This window comes from Flavobacterium album (assembly GCF_003096035.1).
GTDB lineage: Bacteria > Bacteroidota > Bacteroidia > Flavobacteriales > Flavobacteriaceae > Flavobacterium > Flavobacterium album.
Map to the genome: position 1 here is coordinate 3,205,670 of NZ_CP029186.1, position 18,172 is coordinate 3,223,841.

The 18,172-nt window shown below is 52.6% G+C and carries 21 protein-coding genes; 8 read left to right on the forward strand and 13 right to left on the reverse strand.

The features are described 5' to 3' along the window. Positions 1-70: 70 nt before the first annotated feature. The 9 genes from traN to HYN59_RS14680 are packed head-to-tail and all read right to left on the reverse strand — an operon-like array spanning position 71 to position 7,898. Positions 71-970, reverse strand: coding sequence for a conjugative transposon protein TraN (gene traN / locus HYN59_RS14640; protein ID WP_108778993.1), 900 nt, complete (start codon positions 968-970; stop codon positions 71-73). A gap of 28 nt (positions 971-998) precedes the next feature. Continuing rightward, the gene (traM, locus tag HYN59_RS14645) at positions 999-2,198 is read right to left on the reverse strand and encodes a conjugative transposon protein TraM (protein WP_108778994.1); all 1,200 of its coding nucleotides are present in this window, start codon (positions 2,196-2,198) and stop codon (positions 999-1,001) included. Continuing rightward, the gene (locus HYN59_RS14650; protein ID WP_108778995.1) at positions 2,195-2,440 is read right to left on the reverse strand and encodes a hypothetical protein; all 246 of its coding nucleotides are present in this window, start codon (positions 2,438-2,440) and stop codon (positions 2,195-2,197) included. The genes traM and HYN59_RS14650 overlap by 4 nt, the downstream gene beginning before the upstream one ends. Beyond that, positions 2,437-3,066 (reverse strand): conjugative transposon protein TraK, encoded by a 630-nt coding sequence (gene traK / locus HYN59_RS14655; RefSeq protein WP_108778996.1) that lies wholly within the window; start codon positions 3,064-3,066, stop codon positions 2,437-2,439. The genes HYN59_RS14650 and traK overlap by 4 nt, the downstream gene beginning before the upstream one ends. A gap of 26 nt (positions 3,067-3,092) precedes the next feature. Then, positions 3,093-4,097: a conjugative transposon protein TraJ gene (gene traJ, locus HYN59_RS14660; RefSeq protein ID WP_108778997.1), complete on the reverse strand. Its 1,005-nt coding sequence runs from the start codon at positions 4,095-4,097 to the stop codon at positions 3,093-3,095. A gap of 3 nt (positions 4,098-4,100) precedes the next feature. Continuing rightward, complete coding sequence (locus HYN59_RS14665; RefSeq protein ID WP_108778998.1) at positions 4,101-4,730, reverse strand: DUF4141 domain-containing protein; 630 nt, start codon at positions 4,728-4,730, stop codon at positions 4,101-4,103. A gap of 18 nt (positions 4,731-4,748) precedes the next feature. After that, positions 4,749-7,253, reverse strand: a complete 2,505-nt coding sequence (locus HYN59_RS14670; RefSeq protein ID WP_108778999.1) for a TraG family conjugative transposon ATPase — start codon at positions 7,251-7,253, stop codon at positions 4,749-4,751. Beyond that, a complete protein-coding gene (locus tag HYN59_RS14675) occupies positions 7,250-7,582 on the reverse strand; it encodes a DUF4133 domain-containing protein (protein WP_108779000.1) in 333 nt (110 codons plus the stop codon). Before HYN59_RS14675 ends, HYN59_RS14670 begins: the two co-directional genes overlap by 4 nt. Before the next feature lie 10 nt (positions 7,583-7,592). Next, a complete protein-coding gene (locus HYN59_RS14680) occupies positions 7,593-7,898 on the reverse strand; it encodes a DUF4134 domain-containing protein (RefSeq protein WP_108779001.1) in 306 nt (101 codons plus the stop codon). A 157-nt stretch (positions 7,899-8,055) separates the two neighbouring features. Here HYN59_RS14680 and HYN59_RS14685 point away from each other — a divergent pair, with 157 nt between their 5' ends. Continuing rightward, positions 8,056-9,240 carry a DUF3800 domain-containing protein gene (locus HYN59_RS14685; RefSeq protein WP_219928783.1) on the forward strand — a complete coding sequence of 395 codons (1,185 nt, stop codon included), beginning with the start codon at positions 8,056-8,058 and terminating at the stop codon, positions 9,238-9,240. A gap of 36 nt (positions 9,241-9,276) precedes the next feature. On the opposite strand, the gene HYN59_RS14690 is transcribed toward HYN59_RS14685, so the two are convergent. From HYN59_RS14690 to HYN59_RS17995, 4 genes are all read right to left on the reverse strand, one after another. Continuing rightward, positions 9,277-9,768: a conjugal transfer protein TraD gene (locus tag HYN59_RS14690; RefSeq protein WP_146185954.1), complete on the reverse strand. Its 492-nt coding sequence runs from the start codon at positions 9,766-9,768 to the stop codon at positions 9,277-9,279. Between the two features lie 125 nt (positions 9,769-9,893). Beyond that, positions 9,894-10,148 carry a DUF3408 domain-containing protein gene (locus HYN59_RS18465; protein WP_425433048.1) on the reverse strand — a complete coding sequence of 85 codons (255 nt, stop codon included), beginning with the start codon at positions 10,146-10,148 and terminating at the stop codon, positions 9,894-9,896. A 140-nt stretch (positions 10,149-10,288) separates the two neighbouring features. Further along, positions 10,289-11,056 (reverse strand): ParA family protein, encoded by a 768-nt coding sequence (locus HYN59_RS14700; RefSeq protein WP_108779757.1) that lies wholly within the window; start codon positions 11,054-11,056, stop codon positions 10,289-10,291. Positions 11,057-11,238: 182 nt separating this feature from the next. Continuing rightward, positions 11,239-11,403, reverse strand: coding sequence for a hypothetical protein (locus HYN59_RS17995; RefSeq protein ID WP_181369448.1), 165 nt, complete (start codon positions 11,401-11,403; stop codon positions 11,239-11,241). 203 nt (positions 11,404-11,606) lie between these two features. On the opposite strand from HYN59_RS17995, the gene mobA reads away from it, so the two are divergent. From mobA to arsB, 7 genes are all read left to right on the forward strand, one after another. Next, positions 11,607-12,047, forward strand: coding sequence for a conjugal transfer protein MobA (mobA, locus tag HYN59_RS14705; RefSeq protein ID WP_483866655.1), 441 nt, complete (start codon positions 11,607-11,609; stop codon positions 12,045-12,047). After that, on the forward strand, positions 12,044-13,288 hold the full coding sequence (gene mobB, locus HYN59_RS14710) for a conjugal transfer protein MobB (protein WP_108779004.1): 1,245 nt from the start codon (positions 12,044-12,046) through the stop codon (positions 13,286-13,288). The genes mobA and mobB overlap by 4 nt, the downstream gene beginning before the upstream one ends. A gap of 21 nt (positions 13,289-13,309) precedes the next feature. Further along, entirely contained in the window at positions 13,310-15,319 is a 2,010-nt protein-coding gene (gene mobC, locus HYN59_RS14715; protein WP_108779005.1) for a conjugal transfer protein MobC, read from the forward strand. A 128-nt stretch (positions 15,320-15,447) separates the two neighbouring features. Then, positions 15,448-15,777, forward strand: coding sequence for an ArsR/SmtB family transcription factor (locus HYN59_RS14720; RefSeq protein WP_108779006.1), 330 nt, complete (start codon positions 15,448-15,450; stop codon positions 15,775-15,777). A gap of 88 nt (positions 15,778-15,865) precedes the next feature. Next, positions 15,866-16,339, forward strand: a complete 474-nt coding sequence (locus HYN59_RS14725; RefSeq protein WP_108779007.1) for a DUF6428 family protein — start codon at positions 15,866-15,868, stop codon at positions 16,337-16,339. 19 nt (positions 16,340-16,358) lie between these two features. Next, positions 16,359-16,973, forward strand: a complete 615-nt coding sequence (locus HYN59_RS14730) for a low molecular weight phosphatase family protein (protein ID WP_108779008.1) — start codon at positions 16,359-16,361, stop codon at positions 16,971-16,973. Between the two features lie 3 nt (positions 16,974-16,976). Continuing rightward, complete coding sequence (gene arsB / locus HYN59_RS14735; RefSeq protein WP_108779009.1) at positions 16,977-18,008, forward strand: ACR3 family arsenite efflux transporter; 1,032 nt, start codon at positions 16,977-16,979, stop codon at positions 18,006-18,008. Positions 18,009-18,172: the final 164 nt, after the last annotated feature.

Consider the following 18,172-nt stretch of genomic DNA (forward strand, 5'->3'; position numbering starts at 1 on the left):
CCGCCTCATGGCAGGCCAGCAGGCCCATCACCATGACGGCCAGATATTTTACTGTCTCTTTCATGATTCCTTAATATTTCAGTTTCAGCCCATCGAGCGCCTGTGCCTTTAGCAGGTCGGAAAACCCGACATGTATGGACTGGTTCCTGTTGCCGTACTTTTCAAATACCTCGACCACCAGCTCCTTTTCCTGGGAAAGGGTGAAATAGTCCAGCAGGAAGACGTTTGCCTTCTTTGATCTGGTTCCCACGTCGTCCAGTGGCATGTAGCTCCTCAGGGGCACCAGCACGCGGTCCTGTGCCACGGCGCGCCTTCCGACCTTCTTGTCCGCCACCCTGAAGGTCATAAAGTCCGTCCTGAAAGGAATACCGGTACTGTTCTGGAGCTCGGTATGGAAATAGAACTTTCCGCCATGGGTATAGATGCCCTTGACCGCAAAGGTTATCCCGTAGCTCTTGGAAGCAAGGTGCTTTAAAGTCCTGCGGTCCCTGGTATGGATGACCTGCATCAGAAGGCCGGCAAGAGAGGGAGGGCTGTCGGCAAGGTCCTCGAACAGCACCCTCTCGCTGGCAGCCTGCCCTAAGGCGCTGCGCATCTTGAGCAGGTCATAGCTGAGTACCTGCGGCTGCTGGCTGTAGCATACGTTGAAGGCATAAAACCTGCCGTCATCGGTGATGACCGAGAAATTGGTCTCTTCCTCAAAACCCGGCCTGGAGGCCTTGATGCGCAGCACGTTCCCTGCGTCCTCCGCCTTGCCGGCAGCAAGGTTGTCGCTGCCCAGGTCGACATAGCGGATGGCGGTGGGAAAGATGACATGGGTGGTCTTTCCATAGGTGACCTGCATCTCGAAGGCCTCCAACCTGCCCATCTCCAGGCTTGTGATTCCGTTTTCAAAATTCTGTGCATGGCTGGCACAAGGGCCGCCCAGCAGTGCCAGCAGTGTGGCCGTAATGCTTAATAGTTTTTTCATACTGTGTGATTTTAATTTTAGCTTGTTATTATTTCTTCGATACCAGGTAGAGTTCGTAGGATGCAGGAAGGTGTACCTTGGCCAACTTCACCCTCTTGGAGAAATAGCCAGAGACGCCCTGCACTACCCCCCGGCCCAGGTCGGCCGCCATCTGCTGGCCAGCAGACCGGGTCATCATGATGCTGGTGCCTCCCGTGCCTGCCATGTTCCCCGCAATCTGGTTCAGGGCACCCGCCTCGGGGTTGTAGGGTATATGGAGCCCCTTCTGCCCGTCGGTATCATAGGCCTCCAGGCTTACCGGGACTATGGAGCCGTCAGCGACCAGCGAGGTGACCTGGAGCTGCAGCCTGCCGGCGTCGAACTTGGCCAGCGCCGTCACCAGGCTGCCGGCCCGTATGGTTCCCGAGGAGAACGTTGCAGGTTCCATGAGCCTGAGCTGCACGGGAGCCCCCGGGATAACGATCTGACCCTGATGGACACAGGCCCTGATGCCATTCTTTTGATCACCGGAGGTCCCTTCAGTGCTGACCTGCCCCAGCAGCGAGACCACCCCGCCGCTTGCCGCATGCACGGGTTCGAAAGGCTCCTCTGCCACACTCCCCTGCTGGTCGCCCGGATCCTGGGGTTTGCCCCCCGGAAAGTACTTGGAGGCCATCTGGTAGGATTTTTCCATGAGTGCCAGCTGGCTGTCCAGATTGTTTCCTGGAGGCTTCCGGGACCCCTCGGCAAGCTGCCTCCTGAGGCTTTCAAGCTCTTCCTTCATCTGGCTGCTCTCGTCATTGCGGTAGAAGCTGCCCAGGCTCTGCCGGGCATTGCGGTAGCTTTCCAGCCCCGGGACCTTGGCTTCTGGTACACTGGGTTCCTGTGCCAGCGTGTCGCCGCCCTGGGAATCCTGCCAATAGTCCGACAGGGTCGAAATGGCCCTGCTTTTCTCCTCGTCGCGCTCCTTGAGCAGTTCCTGCTCGTATGCCTTGCCCTTGTCCGAGGGCATGGCCGCCTCGCTTGCCTGCGGGACTGCCTGGTTCGCTCCGATGCCTTCACGCTCCTTTTCGGCCTGCTCCTGCGAGGGCGAAAAGATCATGTACAGGCATCCTGCGAAAGCAATCACCATAAGGCCGATGACGCCATACTTCTTTAGCCTTGCCCCGGTATCGGAGCCCCCGTGCTCCCTCTTTCCTGCCGGGCCCTCACTGATGAAGATCTCCGGCTTCTGCTGCTTTTCTTTCATTTGCTTTCCTTTTTTGATGAATTGTTCGTCTCTTCCGTTATTGGATTGCGTATCGTCCCCAGATCGGCAGGGGCGGCCCCTGCCAGCTCCCTCCTGACCTGCACGAGCACCAGGGCCGCCAGCAGTACGTAGAGCAGGAAACTTCCCGCCACCCACCTGCGCTGTATCCTGCGCGGCAGCGCCCTCCAGCGCTCGTCAAGCCGCTGGTCCCATTTTGGGCCCGCCCCTATCAGCCGCTTCATGGCTGGCGCGGTATTACCTCAATGTCCCTGTTCTCCTCGATCCTGAAGCGCTCGATATTGAAGCCCTGCGGATTGCCGTCCGATCGTACCGAATTGGCAAGGAAGCAGGATGTGACCAGGCTTCTCCTGGTAATGTTGCTCGTACGAATGATGTACTGCCGTGCGTAGGTCACCGTCCTGTAGGGATGCGTGTCAAAGTCGCAGCGGATGCTGTCCACCTCGATGCGCTGCTGCACGTTGCCCGAGATGATCCTATTGTAGTAGCCCTTCTCGGCAAGGTCCTTGTAATAGTCGAAGGCCGTCTTGTCGGCAAGGCTGAAGGCCCTTCTCATGTTGCCCTCGATGGCGCCCTTGTCCGGGGCCAGCGTGAAGAACAGCTCATGGAAGCGCCTTACGTGCTCCCTGGCCTCCACGGGCCTGTTGCTTGCAGCATCCTGTGACAGGGCAAGCATCAGCGACTTCCCGCTGTCCAGCACGTAGATCTTCTGGCGCTGCTCCTGGGCGAATCCGTAGGACTTCCAGATGGCGAATCCCGTGACCAGGCCGCAGAGCACGGCAAAGAGGATTGCATAGAGCCGGATCTGCCTGAAGCTGTTCTCGATGTTCCTTAGTGTCTTGAATTCCATATCTTATGTGCTTTTATTTGAAGTTATCATTTCAATAGCCTTCCTCCTATGTTCCCTACCGCGCTTCCTGCGCCTGCGCCTGCAACATTGCCTGCCTTCTGTGCGGTCTGGTTGACATTGCGGCTGAAATTCCCCATCCCGCCGGCCTGTATCACCCACCCGGTTACCGTCGGGATCGTAAAGTAGCCGATGATGCCGATGATCATGAAGATGATGTATACCGTATTGGAGGTATCCGGGATAAAATTAGGGTCGGAAAGGTTCTCAATGTCCTGCTGGAGTACCAAGGACTGTATCCTTGCCAGCATGGAGCTGAACAGGTCGGCCACCGGTAGCCAGAGGTAAACCGAGACATAGCGCGTCAGCCACTGCGTCAGCGTGGACTGGAAGCCGTCCCAGATGCTGATGGCAAAGGCAATGGGTCCCAGGATCGAGAGCACGATCAGGAAGAAGGTCCTGATGGTGTCGATCACCAGTGCGGCGGACTGGAACAGGATCTCAAGGAGTTCCCTGAAACCGTCCCTCATGCTCTTCTCGAGCTGGAACATGCCACGCTCAAGGTACATGCCCGACATGGTGGCCAGGTCCGAGGGCGACCAGCCCAGCTCGTCAAGCTGCCGGTCGAACTCCTCGTCGGAGACCAGGTAGGCCGTCTCGGGATTGCGGAGCATCGCCTCGTGCTCCAGCCGGTCCTTCTGTTCCTGCAGCGTATTGAGGTCCAGTACCTGGCCCTCCAGTATGCCGTGGGTTCCCCTGACAATCGGGCTGAGTACCGCATTGATGGTGCCCAGGACCATGGTCGGGAAGAACATGATGCAGAGGCCCAGGGCAAAGGGACGCAGCAGCGGGAACACGTCTATGGGCTCCGCCCTGCTCAGGGCCTGCCATACCTTCAGGGCGACGTAGAACAGCGCGCCAAGCCCGCCAAGCCCCTTGGCAACAACGGCCATCTCTGCCGAGAGCGGCATCATGTCGTCGTACAGCGAGCGCAATACCTCGTGCAGGCTGCTGAAATCTGCTTGCAGTACCATCGCCTACCAGTATTTCTGGTCAGGGGTACCGTAGAGCTCCAGCACGCGCCTGGTATCGTTCTTCTTCTTGGCCCTGAGGAAGCTCACCGAAATGTTCTTGTTGGTGTAGTAGCGCACCAGGTTGTAATAATTCTTTACCCTGCCGTGGACCCTGTCGATGATGTCCATGCGCTCCTTGTCGCTCAGCGAAAGGCTCGAGGCGTTCACGATCTGCCTAAGCTCGTCCAAAAGGCCCGTACTCTCGTTCAGCAGCTTGGAATAGCCGCTGCCTATTGCTGCCAGCTCGCTGGCAGAGAAGTTCGGATCGTTCATCATCCTTCCGAAATTGGTGACGTAGAGCTCCGAGATGTCTCCCACCATCAGCACGGTCTCCTGTACCTTCCTGGCGTCCTTGACCAGGTTGTTGACCGCCTTGAGCGCGTCGTAGTACTCCTTGCCCTGATTGTAGACCTTCTGGACCTCCTTGAAATTGTCGAGCATGCTGCTGGCCGTGGCCGAGGTGTGCACGATCTGCTCGGCCGTATTGACGATGCCCTGTGCCAGGTTGGTCGGGTCGCTCACGACCCACTGTGCCCTTGCCGGGGCCGCTGCCAGGCAGCACCACGCCCCGATTGTGATAATCAGATTTTTCATATTTGTGGTTTTAAAATGTTACGTTGGTTGTTCCTCGCGGCGCCTTGCCGCAATCCTTCGGATGGCCAGCTCGACGTTCCCGCCCAGCTCCGCCGCCAGGGCCATCACCTCCATCTTTTCGGTCTCCTCGGTCGTATAGGCAAGGTATTCCTCCAGGCTCACCTCCGTGGCATATACCGCCGACTGCGTGCCGCCCAGCCCGATCCAGACCTCCTTGTACAGCCTCGAGGGGCTGTTGTTCATGTTGATGGAAAGCACCTGTGCCTTTTCCTTGTCGGTAAGGCCCAGCATGGCCTGTATATCGTCGAACTTGTTCATGTACTTGCGCTGGTCCAGCAAGATCTTGCAGTCGGAATTGTTGATGATGCTTTCCTTGACAATCGGCGACTGTATGATGTCGTCCACCTCCTGGGTGACCACTATGGCCTCCCCGAAGAATTTCCTCACCGTCTTGAACAGATACTTTATGTATTCGGCCATACCTTCCTTTGCTATAGCCTTCCACGCCTCCTCGATAAGGATGAGCTTGCGCACCCCCTTGAGCCTTCTCATCTTGTTGATGAAGACCTCCATGATGATGATCGTCACGATCGGGAAGAGTATCTTGTGCTCCTTGATGGCGTCAATCTCGAAGACGATGAACCGCTTGGAGAGCAAGTCCAGCTGCCGGTCCGAATTCAGCAGGTAGTCGTATTCCCCGCCCCTGTAGTAGGGCTCCAGCACATTGAGGAAGTTGGCCAGGTCGAAATCCTTTTCCCTGACCCTCTTCTCCTCCAGCACCTGCCTGTAGTCCTGCCCCACGTATTCGTAGAAGCCGTTGAAGCCGGCCTGGCCCGCATCATGGCGGATCCTCTCGATGTAGCCGCTTACGGCATTGGAGAGCGCCACCTCCTCGGCGCGCGTCGGGGGCTCGTTGTCGCGCTTCCACAGGGTCAGGATCAGGGTCTTGATGCTCTCCCGCTTCTCGATGTCGTACACGCCGTCCTCGGTGTAGAAGGGATTGAAGGCTATCGGGTTCTCCTCGGTATAGGTGAAGTATACCCCGTCCTCTCCCGAGGTGCGGCTCCTGACCAGCTCGCAGAGGCCCTGGTAGCTGTTCCCTGTGTCCACCAGCAGCACGTGCGCACCCTGCTCGTAGTACTGTCTCACCATATGGTTGGTGAAGAACGACTTGCCCGATCCCGAGGGCCCCAGTATGAACTTGTTCCTGTTGGTGATCACGCCCCGCTTCATCGGAAGGTCCGAAAGGTCAAGGTGGATGGGGCTGCCCGTGAGGCGGTCCGCCATCTTGATGCCGAAGGGCGAGGACGAGCTGCGGTAGTTGGTCTCCTGGTTGAAGAGGCAGAGCGCCGGCTCGATGAAGGTATAGTAGCCCTCCTCGGCGGGAAAGTCCCCGGCGTTGCCCGGCATAGCCGCCCAGTAGAGCGTGGCCGCATCGACCGTGTTGTGGCGTGGCTTGCATTCCATCAGCGCCAGGGCGCTTCCCGTATCGTTCCTGAGCTGCTTGAGCTCCTGGGGATCGTCCGACCACGCCATGACATTGAAATGCGCCCTGACCGACGGCCAGCCGTAGGAGTGCGCCTCATTGAGGTAGCGCTCGATCCATTCCCTGTTGATCTGGTTGCTCCTGCTGTAGCGGCCCAGCGAATGCATCGTCCGGGCCGACTTCTCGAACTGCCGCAGATTGTCCTCGCTGTTGTCCAGGAAGATGTACTGGTTGTAGATGTGGTTGCAGCCAAGCAGGAGCCCCACGGGCGCCGCAAAGGAGAGCATGCAGTCCGAGCGGTCCGTGGAGAGCTTCTCATAGCGGCTCTGCGGGCTGACGCTCCCCGGCAGGTCGTCGGCATCGGACAGCGTGTGCAGGCAGAGCCTGTTGTTGCCGATGCGCACCTCCTCCGCACCCAGGGCGATGTCCTGGAGCACGCCCGTCCCGGACTTGCTCAGGGTTAGGTAGTCCTGGAGCAGGCCGGGCTCCGCCCCATTGCCCAGGATATCCTCAGCCGAGAGGCGCTTCAGGGAAACCAATCCGGAATCGTTCAGTATGCGCTCGAACTGCGAGACCGCCTCCATGAACTTGGCGGCGGAATCCCCGTCCCTGGCCTCCCTGGGTACCAACACGCCGCGGCAGAGGCTGGAAAAGTTGCTCTGCATCCGCATGCGCTCCCTGGTGGTCTTGGTAAGGAACAGGTAGCAGTAATGATCCAGGAAGGGCCTTTCGTTGAAGTGGCGCTGGAACGAGCGTCCCAGGAAGCTGATCCCCTCCTGGGCAAGGTCGGGCCGGAAGGCCTCCTTGAGGAACCAGTCCTGCTTGTGCACGATGGTATGGTCGGGAAGGGTCTTTATGGCCTTGTGCCAGGCCGAGTGGATGGCATCATATTCTGCCGGGGCCACCGTGAAGAGCTCTGGAAGCCTTACGGCGAAGCAGGCCGTTATGTCGGCATCCTTGGACAGGATGCAGTTGCCCTCCACCGCCAGGAGCGGCAGCCGTGACTCGAGGGTTGCGGATCGCGAAGTGTTCCTCATGGGATTGTCTTTTTAATGTTGCTTGCAATTGCGGTACCTGCAGGCTTCCTGCAGATGATATAGCGCGGATGCCTGGCCCTGGCCCCCTTCTTCATGAGCCCGTGCTCTCCGTACTTGCTGTTCAGGGCGAAGGTGGTCCAGACGGTCAGCCCACCTCCCACGGCCCCAAGCAGCAGGCACAGGTAGGAGTTGGCACCGGCCATGTAAAGGATCATGACCAGGATCAGGATACCCAGCAGGCCCCCGGCAAAGATGAAGAGGTACTGCGCCTTGAGGCCCCTGAATTCCACGGTCCTTCCGATTCCCTTGTTGATCTTGTACTCTTTCATGGGAATGCGGTTAAAGGAAGAACGAGCGCAGCACGGTGGCCGCAACGATCAAAAAGATGCAGGCGCCGAACCATGAGGCCGCCGTCTTGCTGGTATCGGGGTCCCCGCTGCTGAACTTGTTGTACACCTTCACCCCGCCGATCAGTCCCACCACCGCGCCGATGGCGTAGATGAGCTGGGTGGCGGGATCGAAATACGAGGTGACCATCTGGGTCGCCTCGGTGATGCCGGCCGCGCCGTCACCCTGGGCCGAGGCCTGTGTGGCCGCCAGCACGAGCAGTGCCGTGGCAGCCAGTCTGTCTGCAATTGTTTTCATAAGCCGATGTTTTAAGCTGCCCTATGGCAGGATTTCGGGGCAAAGGTATCGGGGAGTCGTCACGGAGCTTAGTTAGCAGCCTGTTGTGGAAGCAGTTGGCTTTATATTACCCATAAAAGAGTTTTCAGTTATCTTAGCAGCCAAAAATCAATCTCACATGGAAACACCTGAAAAAAAGAAAATAGACTTTGACTTATCTGAATACACTGCGGGAAAGGAACTGCATAAAATGCTGAATCCAAAGCTGGATTTTGAGACGCCTTACACGTTCTACTATGACGAGACCAATAATATCAGGACATTCTATGTCCGCGAGAATGACTTCAACTACACCTTTACGGCAAACTTCGTGCTTGGCGGCCTTGCTATAGAAGGGGAAGTGCCTGACGTCAAAGATCTGATTGACAGTTTCAAGCTGCAAAAGACAGCTAAGGAGGTAAAGTTCGGGCTTATAGCCCATGGAGATTTCCTGGACTGCCTGAAGTCACGGAAACTTACATTATATCTTAAGTTCCTTAATGAAACCAATGTCTATTTTCACTTCTCCAGCCTCAATATCCTCTTCTGGTCTCTGGTTGACATTGTAGATTCAGCAATAGTGGATACCGAAACGATACATAAATTCGGGCCTGATTATATCATGCACCTAAAAAATGATCTGTATAAACTGGCAAGGCTTGAAATTGATTTAGTAGTACAGTTGTTTTACCATTATGGCTATCCTAACATCAAGCCTGAGAGCCTTACAGATTTCGTTCAAAAACTTATGGAAGTTTTTGCCCCTTACAAGGATAAACCTGAGTTCAGGCCCGGTATTGAAGCGCTTAACGATATTTTGCAAAAGGCAGTGGCGAAGGGAAGCCTTCCGTTCGTTATGGACGACGAGGACCATATATTACTTAAAGATTTTTCCCAATTTTACCTGCATCCACTTTATACCTTCACTACCTCCAGTCACATTTTTGACAATGAGGAAGAGATCATCAAAATTCTGGACGGTTACAGGATACTTGACAAGGGCGAAGAATTTAATGGCTTCGCGTTTGTTGACTCGCTAGATAGTCCGCTAACGCAGCTGTCTGACGTCATGGTAGGTTTCATGGGAAAATATACCCAGTACAGGAACACGCACAGTGCGGCAGAAATCGAGAATGATATAATGGACCTCGAACCACTCCAGGTGGTGAATCTTCAGCTCTTCATCGACGTCCTGCAGAAATCAGTTGAAAAGAACCCGGCCTTCCACCACGAGACAGACGCGATCTCGGAAATTGGCAAGCTTCATCTTATCAGGCATGTATTACGATTAAAAAAGATTCGCGAAAACATCTTAGATCAATAAAAAGCCAGACCTAATGGTCTGGCTTTCGCATCTCCCCTAGAGGAAATCCCCAATACGGAAATCTCCATCATCATCGTTCCGCAGGATGTGAGGTCCGGGGTCGGGCCCGGGAGACCTGTCCAGAAGTATAGCAAGCTTCCGGGAAGAATCTCCCAGGGCATTCTCGAGCAGCGTCAAAAGGTCGGTTCCATCAATCTTGCGGACTGTTGCTTCCGCTTCCGTAAAGGATGCCGCAGGACCTTGTCCCGCAATGGCCATCCCCGCGGCGCTCAGCTCCTCAAAGGTAACCCCCGTGGCAAAACCGCCTGCGCTGCCCTGTAACCCATAGGCCATCAATTCCTCTTCCTCCTCCTCAAGGTCGGGTATGGTGCCCCTGGCCCTCTCCGGTCCTTCCTGAAGACTTTCACCTTCAACAGGATTCCCGTATTGTTCAGATGTAAAATTATCGGCTTCCCTGTCACCCTTACCCGGTTGTCCTGGGGTGTCGTCCATCTGCGCGGCATGTCGCTGGCTTTTTGTCTTCCCCATGATGTCGGGCAGCTCAGGTGCCTCTCCCTCGTCCCCTTTTGCATTCCGTGCCCCAGCCGTGTGCCTCTCATGCAGTAGCAGCGCGATGATGACCAGAAGGCCGAGCATCATTATATATTCAACTCTCATAATATTGGCTTGTAGCTCTCATTAAAATTCCGGGTGATCTCCGCCGAAAATTCGCCGAAGTGGTGCGACAGCACATTGTCCAGATAGGAATAGAGCGATATCCTGTCCCCGCCTATGACCTGTACGATGCGCGTCAGCCGCTCATGGTACTCGGGCCTGATGTACACGGACTTGCCGCTCCTGGCATTGGATGCCGCCTCGGAAAAGAACAGCTCCAGATAGGTGTCTTTCGCCTGCTGCTTTGCAACCACGGGCTCTGGATTTTTTGCCTGAACAGCTGGCGAGCCTGCAGGGCGTAACTGCGCTGGCGGGTCTGGTTCCCGACCGCCTGCCATCATCTCCATCAGCCTCTTCTCGTCTATGGGTTCCTTTTCCCCGCCGCTGCCCGCTTTCATAATCCGGTTATCTTTAAGAATTCCTCCATAAACGCGGAAAGCCGGCAATCCCTCATCAGCCGTTCCTCGGCCGGGAGCAATGTGGAGCGGAACACGCCCCTCTGCAGGGCCATGCCTTCCTTGCGGAAGCGCTTGCTGTCGGTGATGAAAGACTCCATCAGGTCCAGCCCCATATCCCGGATGATGGTTTCATACGAGGCGTAAAGGCCTGATTTCTCTCGGCCGTCAACCTGGTTCCAGAACAGGCTGATCGTCCTGATCCTGGCATTTTCCTGCCTGGACATGACGTTCTGAAGCACATCGGTGAAGCTCAACGTGCTCTCCAGCACGATCCTGTCGGCGGTGATCGGGGCGAAGATGTGATGCACCCCTGCCAGCAGCGTCAGCACGCCTGAGCTGTTGACCGTTCCCGGCAGGTCCACAAGCGCCACGTCTGCAGGGCTATCGCTGCCAGATAGATAGTTCTCTGCCTGTTCCCAGAAGCTGTCCGCCGTGCACTGTATGACGGGGTATGCCTTCTTGCCGATGGATGTAAATAGCCTCTGGGCCATCTTCTTGAGGCCCTGGTCCTGCATGACCGCCTTGAGGTCCCTTTCCCTCATCTGTACCAGGCTGTGCTGCGGGAAATCGCAGTCGAAGACCACAACATTGTATCCCAGCCTGTAGTGAAGCAGGCTGGCCACAAGGGTCGTAAAGGTACTCTTGCCTACGCCGCCCTTCTGGGTCGAGAAGGCCACAAATCGTGTCGTTGTCTCTTTTTCCATATTCATCGCTATAAGTGTTTACTGCTATCAATACTGGCATATGCCGGTGCATGCCTGCCGGCAGGCGTATGTGGCTGCATATCCAGGCCGGTATGGCGGTACGGGAATACTGTACTGCCGACGCATGTTGCCATTCACACACATACTACAGTGAGCACGTACTTCCCTACGCAATTGCGTAGCTACGCGGCTACCTCTACAGGTGCTGCATTGCGGCTGCCACCAGGCACAAAGGAACACAGGTATATAATCGCATCTTCGGGGCTGTCCGTCTTTGGAACCGCAAGGAAGCCTTTGGCCAATTCTCCCGTGCATGGGCCAAAGCAGTGCCTGCCTATCTTTGGCAATGGCAATTGCAGGTTGGGAGCGGGATTTTCCCCGCGGCCTTTACCCCCTAAACACAATCCGCCCCGAAGGGCGGATTTTCTGTTCGGCAGAACAGAGCAAGTTGTGTTTTCAGGCACCCTAAACTCCGTGGGTGCCCGAAAACAACTTGCCCTTGCAGGGGGCCGGAAAACGCCCTCCGAAGTCGGGGTTTATCAAAAAAGAAATGGATATGGACAAGGGAAAAACAGCAAAGGGCGGCCGCAGGCCAAAGCAGCATCCAAGGACGCACCGCTATGTCTTCCGGCTCGACGACCTCGACAATGAGAAATTCCTCAGGCTCTTCGAGGCTTCCGGGCTGGACAGCAAGGCTCGTTTCATAACGGCCGTACTTTTTGAAAGGGAGATCAGGACGGTAAGGATCGATGTGCAGGCCAATGACTTCTACGTGCGGCTCACCTCGCTTTTCAGCCAGTTCCGGTCGGTCGGTACCAACTACAACCAGGTGGTGAAGATACTCTACAGGAACTTCTCCGAAAAGAAGGCCGGCGCCTACCTCTTCAAGCTCGAGAAGCAGACGGCCGAGCTCGCGCTGCTGTGCAGGGAAGTGATCCTGCTTGCCGAGTCCTTCAAGTCCGAGTACCTCGACCAGAAGAAAGAGCCATGATCGCGAAGATAGGACATGGCGCCAGCATAACAGGAGCCCTGAAATACAACCTGCAGAAGGTACTACAGGAAAACGGCACGATCCTCTTCCTGAACAGGATGTCGGAAAATACCAGGGGAAAATATTCGTTGCGGGAGCTCACCCGTTCCTTCGATCCCTACCTGGCAGCCAACAGGCGTACCGAGAATCCGGCAGTGCACATATCGCTGAATCCCGATCCCAGGGACCGGGTCAGTGATGGCCAGTATGTGAAGATGGCCGAAGCCTACATGCGGGAGATGGGTTACGGGGACCAGCCCTATGCCGTATTCAAGCATACCGATATCGGTCGGACACACATCCACATCGTCTCGACCTGTGTGGCGCGTGACGGCAGGAAGATCTCCGACTCCTATGAGAAGCGCCGCTCGATGAAGGCCTGCAGGAAATTGGAAGAAATGTACGGGCTCAAGCCCTCGGGCGAAAAAAAATCCGATGATTCCGGCCTGCGACTAAAGCCGGTAGACTGGCAAAGCGGTGACGTCAAGTCCCAGATTGCAGCAGTGGTCAGGCACCTGCCCCGGTATTACAGGTACCAGAGCCTTGGGGCGTACAACGCTTTGCTTTCCCTGTTCAATATCACGGCCGAGCCCGTGAGCAGCGAATCCTTCGGAAGGCCGCGGAAGGGGCTGACCTACTTCGCCCTTAAAGAGGGGACCAAGGTAGGCAGGCCTTTCAAGTCCTCCCTGTTTGGAAGGCATGCCGGGCTGGCAGCGCTGGAAGCACATTATGCGCGATCCGGGGAAGCCATGAAGGAAGGTCCGCACCGAAAGGCTCTCAGGGGCCTGATCCTGCCACTAATGGATACGGCAAAGGACTTGGAATCCTTTAAGGGGCACCTTATACGCTCCGGCGTGAGCACCGTAGTGCTCCGGAACGACCAGGGACGCATCTACGGGATGACCTTTGTCGACCACGATTCAAGGATGGTCTGGAACGGCTCCATGCTCGGCAGGGAATGCTCGGCTAATGCGTTCAACGAACTGTGGAACGGGCATACCCAGTTGGCCAAGGAAGGTGGCACCGTTATGGAGGAAGTAACAGAGCTCCGTCAAGACCAGGACCGTGGTGACCTTCCACTGGAAGTCCTCGGATCCCTTGGTGCTATCCTTTCGGGGTTCTTTGCCGGGGACGGTGCCTCCGACTACGGGGAACATCAGGTCCCGGAGCACCTGAAACGAAAAAGGAAAAAAAAGAAATAGTCTAACCAAATACTGGAAAACATGCAGGGAGAAGATGACGCAAGGGGGCTGGCCAAAATAATGGCCTTTATGAGGGCGGTGGGCATACTGCTGTTGCTGGCCCATTTCTACTGGTACTGTTACGGATTGTTCGAATTAATGGGCTGGACGCTGGAGCTGGCTGGACGGGTGCTTGGAAACTTTCAACGCACCGCGGGCCTGTTCTCCCATCCGCTCTACAGCAAGCTGTGCGCCCTTGTCCTTTTGGCGCTGAGCTGCCTGGGTACCAGGGGTGTCAAGAATGAAAAGATCACCTGGCCGAGGATATATGTCCTTCTTATTGCGGGTGCGTTGCTCTATTTGGTCAGCACCTTTCTTGTGGACAGGCTAAATAGGGAAACGGCCGTGCTCTATATCCTGGCAAGCAGTGCGGGATTCATCGCCCTGATGGTCGCCGGTACGTGGACCTCCAGGCTGCTGCGCAACGACCTCATGCAGGATGTCTTCAATAATGAGAACGAGAGCTTCCAGCAGGAAACCACCCTGATGCAGAACGAGTACTCGGTCAACCTTCCCACCCGCTTCTACTACAGGGGGAAATGGCACAGGGGATGGATCAACGTGGTCAACCCCTTCAGGGCCACCATCGTGCTGGGCACCCCGGGATCCGGAAAATCGTATGCCGTGGTGAACAACTATATTAAGCAGCACATCGTGAAGGGCTTTTCGATGTACATCTACGACTTCAAGTTCGACGACCTCTCCACCATCGCCTACAACCACCTGCTCAGGCATGCCGGCAAATACGAGGTGCCGCCGAAATTCTATGTCATCAATTTTGACAACCCGGCGCGCAGCCACAGGTGCAATCCCATCAATCCCGATTTCATGACCGACATCTCCGATGCCTATGAATCGGCCTACACCATCATGCTGAACCTGAACCGCAGCTGGATACAGAAACAGGGCGACTTCTTCGTGGAATCACCGATCATCCTGCTGGCGGCCATCATATGGTACCTCAAGCTGTACCAGGGCGGCAGGTACTGCACCTTTCCCCACGCCATCGAGCTGCTCAACAAGAAGTACGCCGACGTCTTTACTATCCTTACCTCCTATCCCGACCTGGAGAACTACCTCTCCCCGTTCATGGATGCCTGGCAGGGAGGCGCCCAGGACCAGCTTCAGGGACAGATCGCCTCGGCCAAGATCCCGCTCTCAAGGATGATCTCTCCGCAGCTCTACTGGGTGATGACCGGCGATGATTTTTCACTCGATATTAATAATCCGAAAGAACCTAAAATTCTATGTGTAGGGAATAATCCCGACCGCCAGAACATCTATTCGGCAGCCCTGGGGCTCTACAACTCCAGGATCGTCAAGCTCATCAACAAGAAGGGACAGCTCAAGAGCTCGGTCATCATCGACGAGCTGCCTACGATATACTTCAGGGGCCTGGACAACCTCATCGCCACGGCGCGCAGCAACAAGGTGGCGGTATGCCTGGGATTCCAAGACTATTCGCAGCTGGCCCGGGACTACGGCGACAAGGAAAGCAAGGTCATACAGAATACCGTCGGCAACATCTTCAGCGGACAGGTCGTCGGGGAGACCGCCAAGAGCCTTTCCGAGCGATTCGGCAAGGTGCTGCAAAGGCGACAGAGCATCAGCATCAACCGAAATGACAAGTCCACCTCCATCTCAACGCAGCTGGACAGCCTCATTCCCGCTTCGAAGATAGCGACCCTGACCCAGGGCGTTTTTGTAGGTGCGGTCTCCGACAACTTCGACGAGCGCATCGAACAGAAGATCTTCCACTCTGAAATTGTCGTGGACAACGAAAAGGTCAGCCGAGAGATGCAGGCCTACAGGAAGATACCCGATGTACGTTCCTTTAGGGACGCTCAGGGTAACGATATCATGGAACAGGAGATCACGGCAAATTACAGGAAGGTGAAGTCCGACATTGAGGGGATCATTGCCAGCGAGCTCGAAAGGATCAATAACGATCCCGACCTGCAGCACCTCGCAAGGAAAGATTCTATGTTATGATCCCAAGTATTTTGTATATTTTTTTTATTTGATTTTAAAAGCTCTAACAGTGAACATTCAAAAATAAAATGAAAATGTTTTGTATTTAAATTTAATATCGTAATATTGCGATATAAATAAATAGTCAAATGGGAGTTACAAAAACAGAAATATATAAAGATGAGCAAAATAAACTTGCATCGCTTCTTAAAGTTTTGGGGCATCCCGCCAGAATAGCAATCCTGCAATATATCATCAACCAAAAAGCATGTATTTGTAATGATCTGGTTGAGGAGTTAGGATTAGCACAGGCAACTATTTCACAACATCTAAAAGAATTAAAAACTATAGGGATTATTCAAGGTTCAATTGAAGGAAAATCGGTTTGTTATTGTATTGAAGAAAAGGCATGGAAACAATTTCAAGAGGAATTTAATGGCTTTTTCAATCAGGATGTAAACGTAAAGCAGTGCTGTTAAGGCATTTTTTTACATCTTAACATCGTTATATTGCTATATAACATTTATATGTTTAATTATTTATTTTATCCTATTAAAAATTAGTATTATGAAGTTATCAGAAATCAAAGAAATTTTACCAGCATTAGAAAATGTTGAATTTCAGTTAGAAAATGGAACATTTGTTCCTGAACACTTTCACGTTACTGAAGTGGGACAAATCGTTAAAACCTTTATTGATTGTGGTGGTGTAATCCGTAAGGAAAAGGCAGTCAATTTTCAACTGTGGAATGCCGATGATTATGAGCATAGGTTGAAGCCAGGAAAGCTATTAAGCATAATTAAACTTTCAGAAGAAAAATTAGGAATTCAAGATGCCGAGATAGAAGTGGAATATCAAAGCGATACTATTGGTAAGTACGATTTGGATTTCAATGGAAATACATTTGTACTGAAAAACAAAACGACTGCTTGTTTGGCTCAGGATGCTTGCGGACTTCCTACTGAAAAGCAAACCAAAAGCCTTTCTGAATTAACTGCAGATCAATCAAATTCTTGCACTCCAAATTCTGGATGTTGCTAAACCTTTAAATATAATATCTATGTATCCATTGCTATCAAATACAATTCAGCAGTTAAAGTGGGAACAAATCAATAATGATGAGCGTAAAATTACGTTACAGCCATTGATTGATTTTATTCAGCTAAAAATAAATAACCAGCAGCAAATAAATATAAATTTCATCTGTACCCATAATTCACGCAGGAGCCATTTATCACAGGTTTGGGCACAAGCAGCGGCTTCTCATTTCGGTATAGAGAATGTGATTTGCTATTCGGGAGGTACAGAAGAAACCGCATTATTTCCAAAAGTAGCTGAAACTTTATCAGATCAGGGTTTTAATATTTTCAAAATAAATGATGGCACTAATCCTGTTTATGCAATAAAATATAGTGATAATTCCAAACCGATAATTGGATTTTCTAAAAAGTATGGCAGTCCTTTTAATCCAGTATCTGCTTTTGCGGCTATAATGACCTGCTCGCAAGCTGACGGTGGATGTCCTTTTATCGCTGGTGCTGAAAAAAGGATTCCCATCACATTTGAAGATCCTAAAATTTCAGATAATACCTCTGACCAGACAAAGGTATATTCAGAAAGGAGCATACAGATCGCAGCGGAAATGTTTTATGTCTTTTCAAAAATTACTAAATAGCCGATGCAGCCAAAACTAAAGTTCTTAGACAGATACCTGACCTTATGGATATTCCTTGCAATGGCATTCGGTCTATCCTTAGGATACTTCTTTCCGGGTATTTCAAAAATTACAAATAGGCTATCCGTCGGCACTACAAGTATTCCGCTGGCAATAGGTTTGATATTGATGATGTACCCTCCACTGGCAAAGGTGGATTATTCCTTATTGCATATAGTGTTGAAGGATAAAAAAGTTATTAGTATTTCTTTATTGCTAAACTGGATTATCGGACCTATTTTAATGTTCGGATTAGCCATTCTTTTTTTAAGAAGTGAGCCGGATTATATGGTAGGCTTGATATTGATAGGCTTGGCAAGATGTATTGCAATGGTCATAGTATGGAATGACTTGGCAAAAGGTAATCGGGAATATGCGGCACTATTGGTCGCGTTAAACAGCATCTTTCAGGTACTTTCTTACAGCTTCTTGGTTTGGCTGTTTATCAATGTACTGCCAAGCGAATTTGGCCTTGCTAGTTTCAATGTAAGCATATCTATGAAAGATGTAACCGAAAGTGTATTGATATACTTAGGGATACCTTTCTTCGCAGGTTTTTTAAGTCGCTACCTCCTTGTAAAATCGAAAGGTATTGAATGGTATAACCATAAATTTGTACCAACAATATCGCCCATTACATTATACGCATTGCTATTTACCATAGTGTTGATGTTCAGTCTGAAAGGCGATAAAATAATAGAATTGCCAATGGACGTCATTAAGGTCGCCATACCGCTAGTCATCTATTTTGTCCTAATGTTTTTCGTAAGCTTCTTTATTAATAAATCTTTGAGTGTTCCTTACGATAAAAATGCAGCAATTGCATTTACCGCCACAGGAAACAATTTTGAACTGGCTATTGCGGTGGCAATAGCTGTATTCGGAATCCATTCACCTCAGGCATTTGTAGGCGTAATTGGACCGTTGGTAGAGGTTCCCGTTCTTATATTATTAGTAAAGATAAGCCTGTGGCTTAAAAAGAAATACTACAACTAGACAAATCCAGGTTGAAGAAGTACGTTCTGCATGCATTTGATTTTTAACATTGTACGCTTTTCACTTAGATTAATAGCACACAAACATTCGAGTGTAAATGTTCAAAACGTCAATTCTATGCACGGTTATGCAAATAATAGCCATCTGATAAGGACTAACTTTGT

Excerpts from the sequence above, each read along its gene's own strand:
- traN (WP_108778993.1), bottom strand. The coding sequence starts at position 970 with ATGAAAAAACTATTAAGCATTACGGCCACACTGCTGGCACTGCTGGGC.
- traM (WP_108778994.1), bottom strand. The coding sequence starts at position 2,198 with ATGAAAGAAAAGCAGCAGAAGCCGGAGATCTTCATCAGTGAGGGCCCG.
- HYN59_RS14650 (WP_108778995.1), bottom strand. The coding sequence starts at position 2,440 with ATGAAGCGGCTGATAGGGGCGGGCCCAAAATGGGACCAGCGGCTTGAC.
- traK (WP_108778996.1), bottom strand. The coding sequence starts at position 3,066 with ATGGAATTCAAGACACTAAGGAACATCGAGAACAGCTTCAGGCAGATC.
- traJ (WP_108778997.1), bottom strand. The coding sequence starts at position 4,097 with ATGGTACTGCAAGCAGATTTCAGCAGCCTGCACGAGGTATTGCGCTCG.
- HYN59_RS14665 (WP_108778998.1), bottom strand. The coding sequence starts at position 4,730 with ATGAAAAATCTGATTATCACAATCGGGGCGTGGTGCTGCCTGGCAGCG.
- HYN59_RS14670 (WP_108778999.1), bottom strand. The coding sequence starts at position 7,253 with ATGAGGAACACTTCGCGATCCGCAACCCTCGAGTCACGGCTGCCGCTC.
- HYN59_RS14675 (WP_108779000.1), bottom strand. The coding sequence starts at position 7,582 with ATGAAAGAGTACAAGATCAACAAGGGAATCGGAAGGACCGTGGAATTC.
- HYN59_RS14680 (WP_108779001.1), bottom strand. The coding sequence starts at position 7,898 with ATGAAAACAATTGCAGACAGACTGGCTGCCACGGCACTGCTCGTGCTG.
- HYN59_RS14685 (WP_219928783.1), top strand. The coding sequence starts at position 8,056 with ATGGAAACACCTGAAAAAAAGAAAATAGACTTTGACTTATCTGAATAC.
- HYN59_RS14690 (WP_146185954.1), bottom strand. The coding sequence starts at position 9,768 with ATGGGGAAGACAAAAAGCCAGCGACATGCCGCGCAGATGGACGACACC.
- HYN59_RS14700 (WP_108779757.1), bottom strand. The coding sequence starts at position 11,056 with ATGGAAAAAGAGACAACGACACGATTTGTGGCCTTCTCGACCCAGAAG.
- mobA (WP_483866655.1), top strand. The coding sequence starts at position 11,607 with ATGGATATGGACAAGGGAAAAACAGCAAAGGGCGGCCGCAGGCCAAAG.
- mobB (WP_108779004.1), top strand. The coding sequence starts at position 12,044 with ATGATCGCGAAGATAGGACATGGCGCCAGCATAACAGGAGCCCTGAAA.
- mobC (WP_108779005.1), top strand. The coding sequence starts at position 13,310 with ATGCAGGGAGAAGATGACGCAAGGGGGCTGGCCAAAATAATGGCCTTT.
- HYN59_RS14720 (WP_108779006.1), top strand. The coding sequence starts at position 15,448 with ATGGGAGTTACAAAAACAGAAATATATAAAGATGAGCAAAATAAACTT.
- HYN59_RS14725 (WP_108779007.1), top strand. The coding sequence starts at position 15,866 with ATGAAGTTATCAGAAATCAAAGAAATTTTACCAGCATTAGAAAATGTT.
- HYN59_RS14730 (WP_108779008.1), top strand. The coding sequence starts at position 16,359 with ATGTATCCATTGCTATCAAATACAATTCAGCAGTTAAAGTGGGAACAA.
- arsB (WP_108779009.1), top strand. The coding sequence starts at position 16,977 with ATGCAGCCAAAACTAAAGTTCTTAGACAGATACCTGACCTTATGGATA.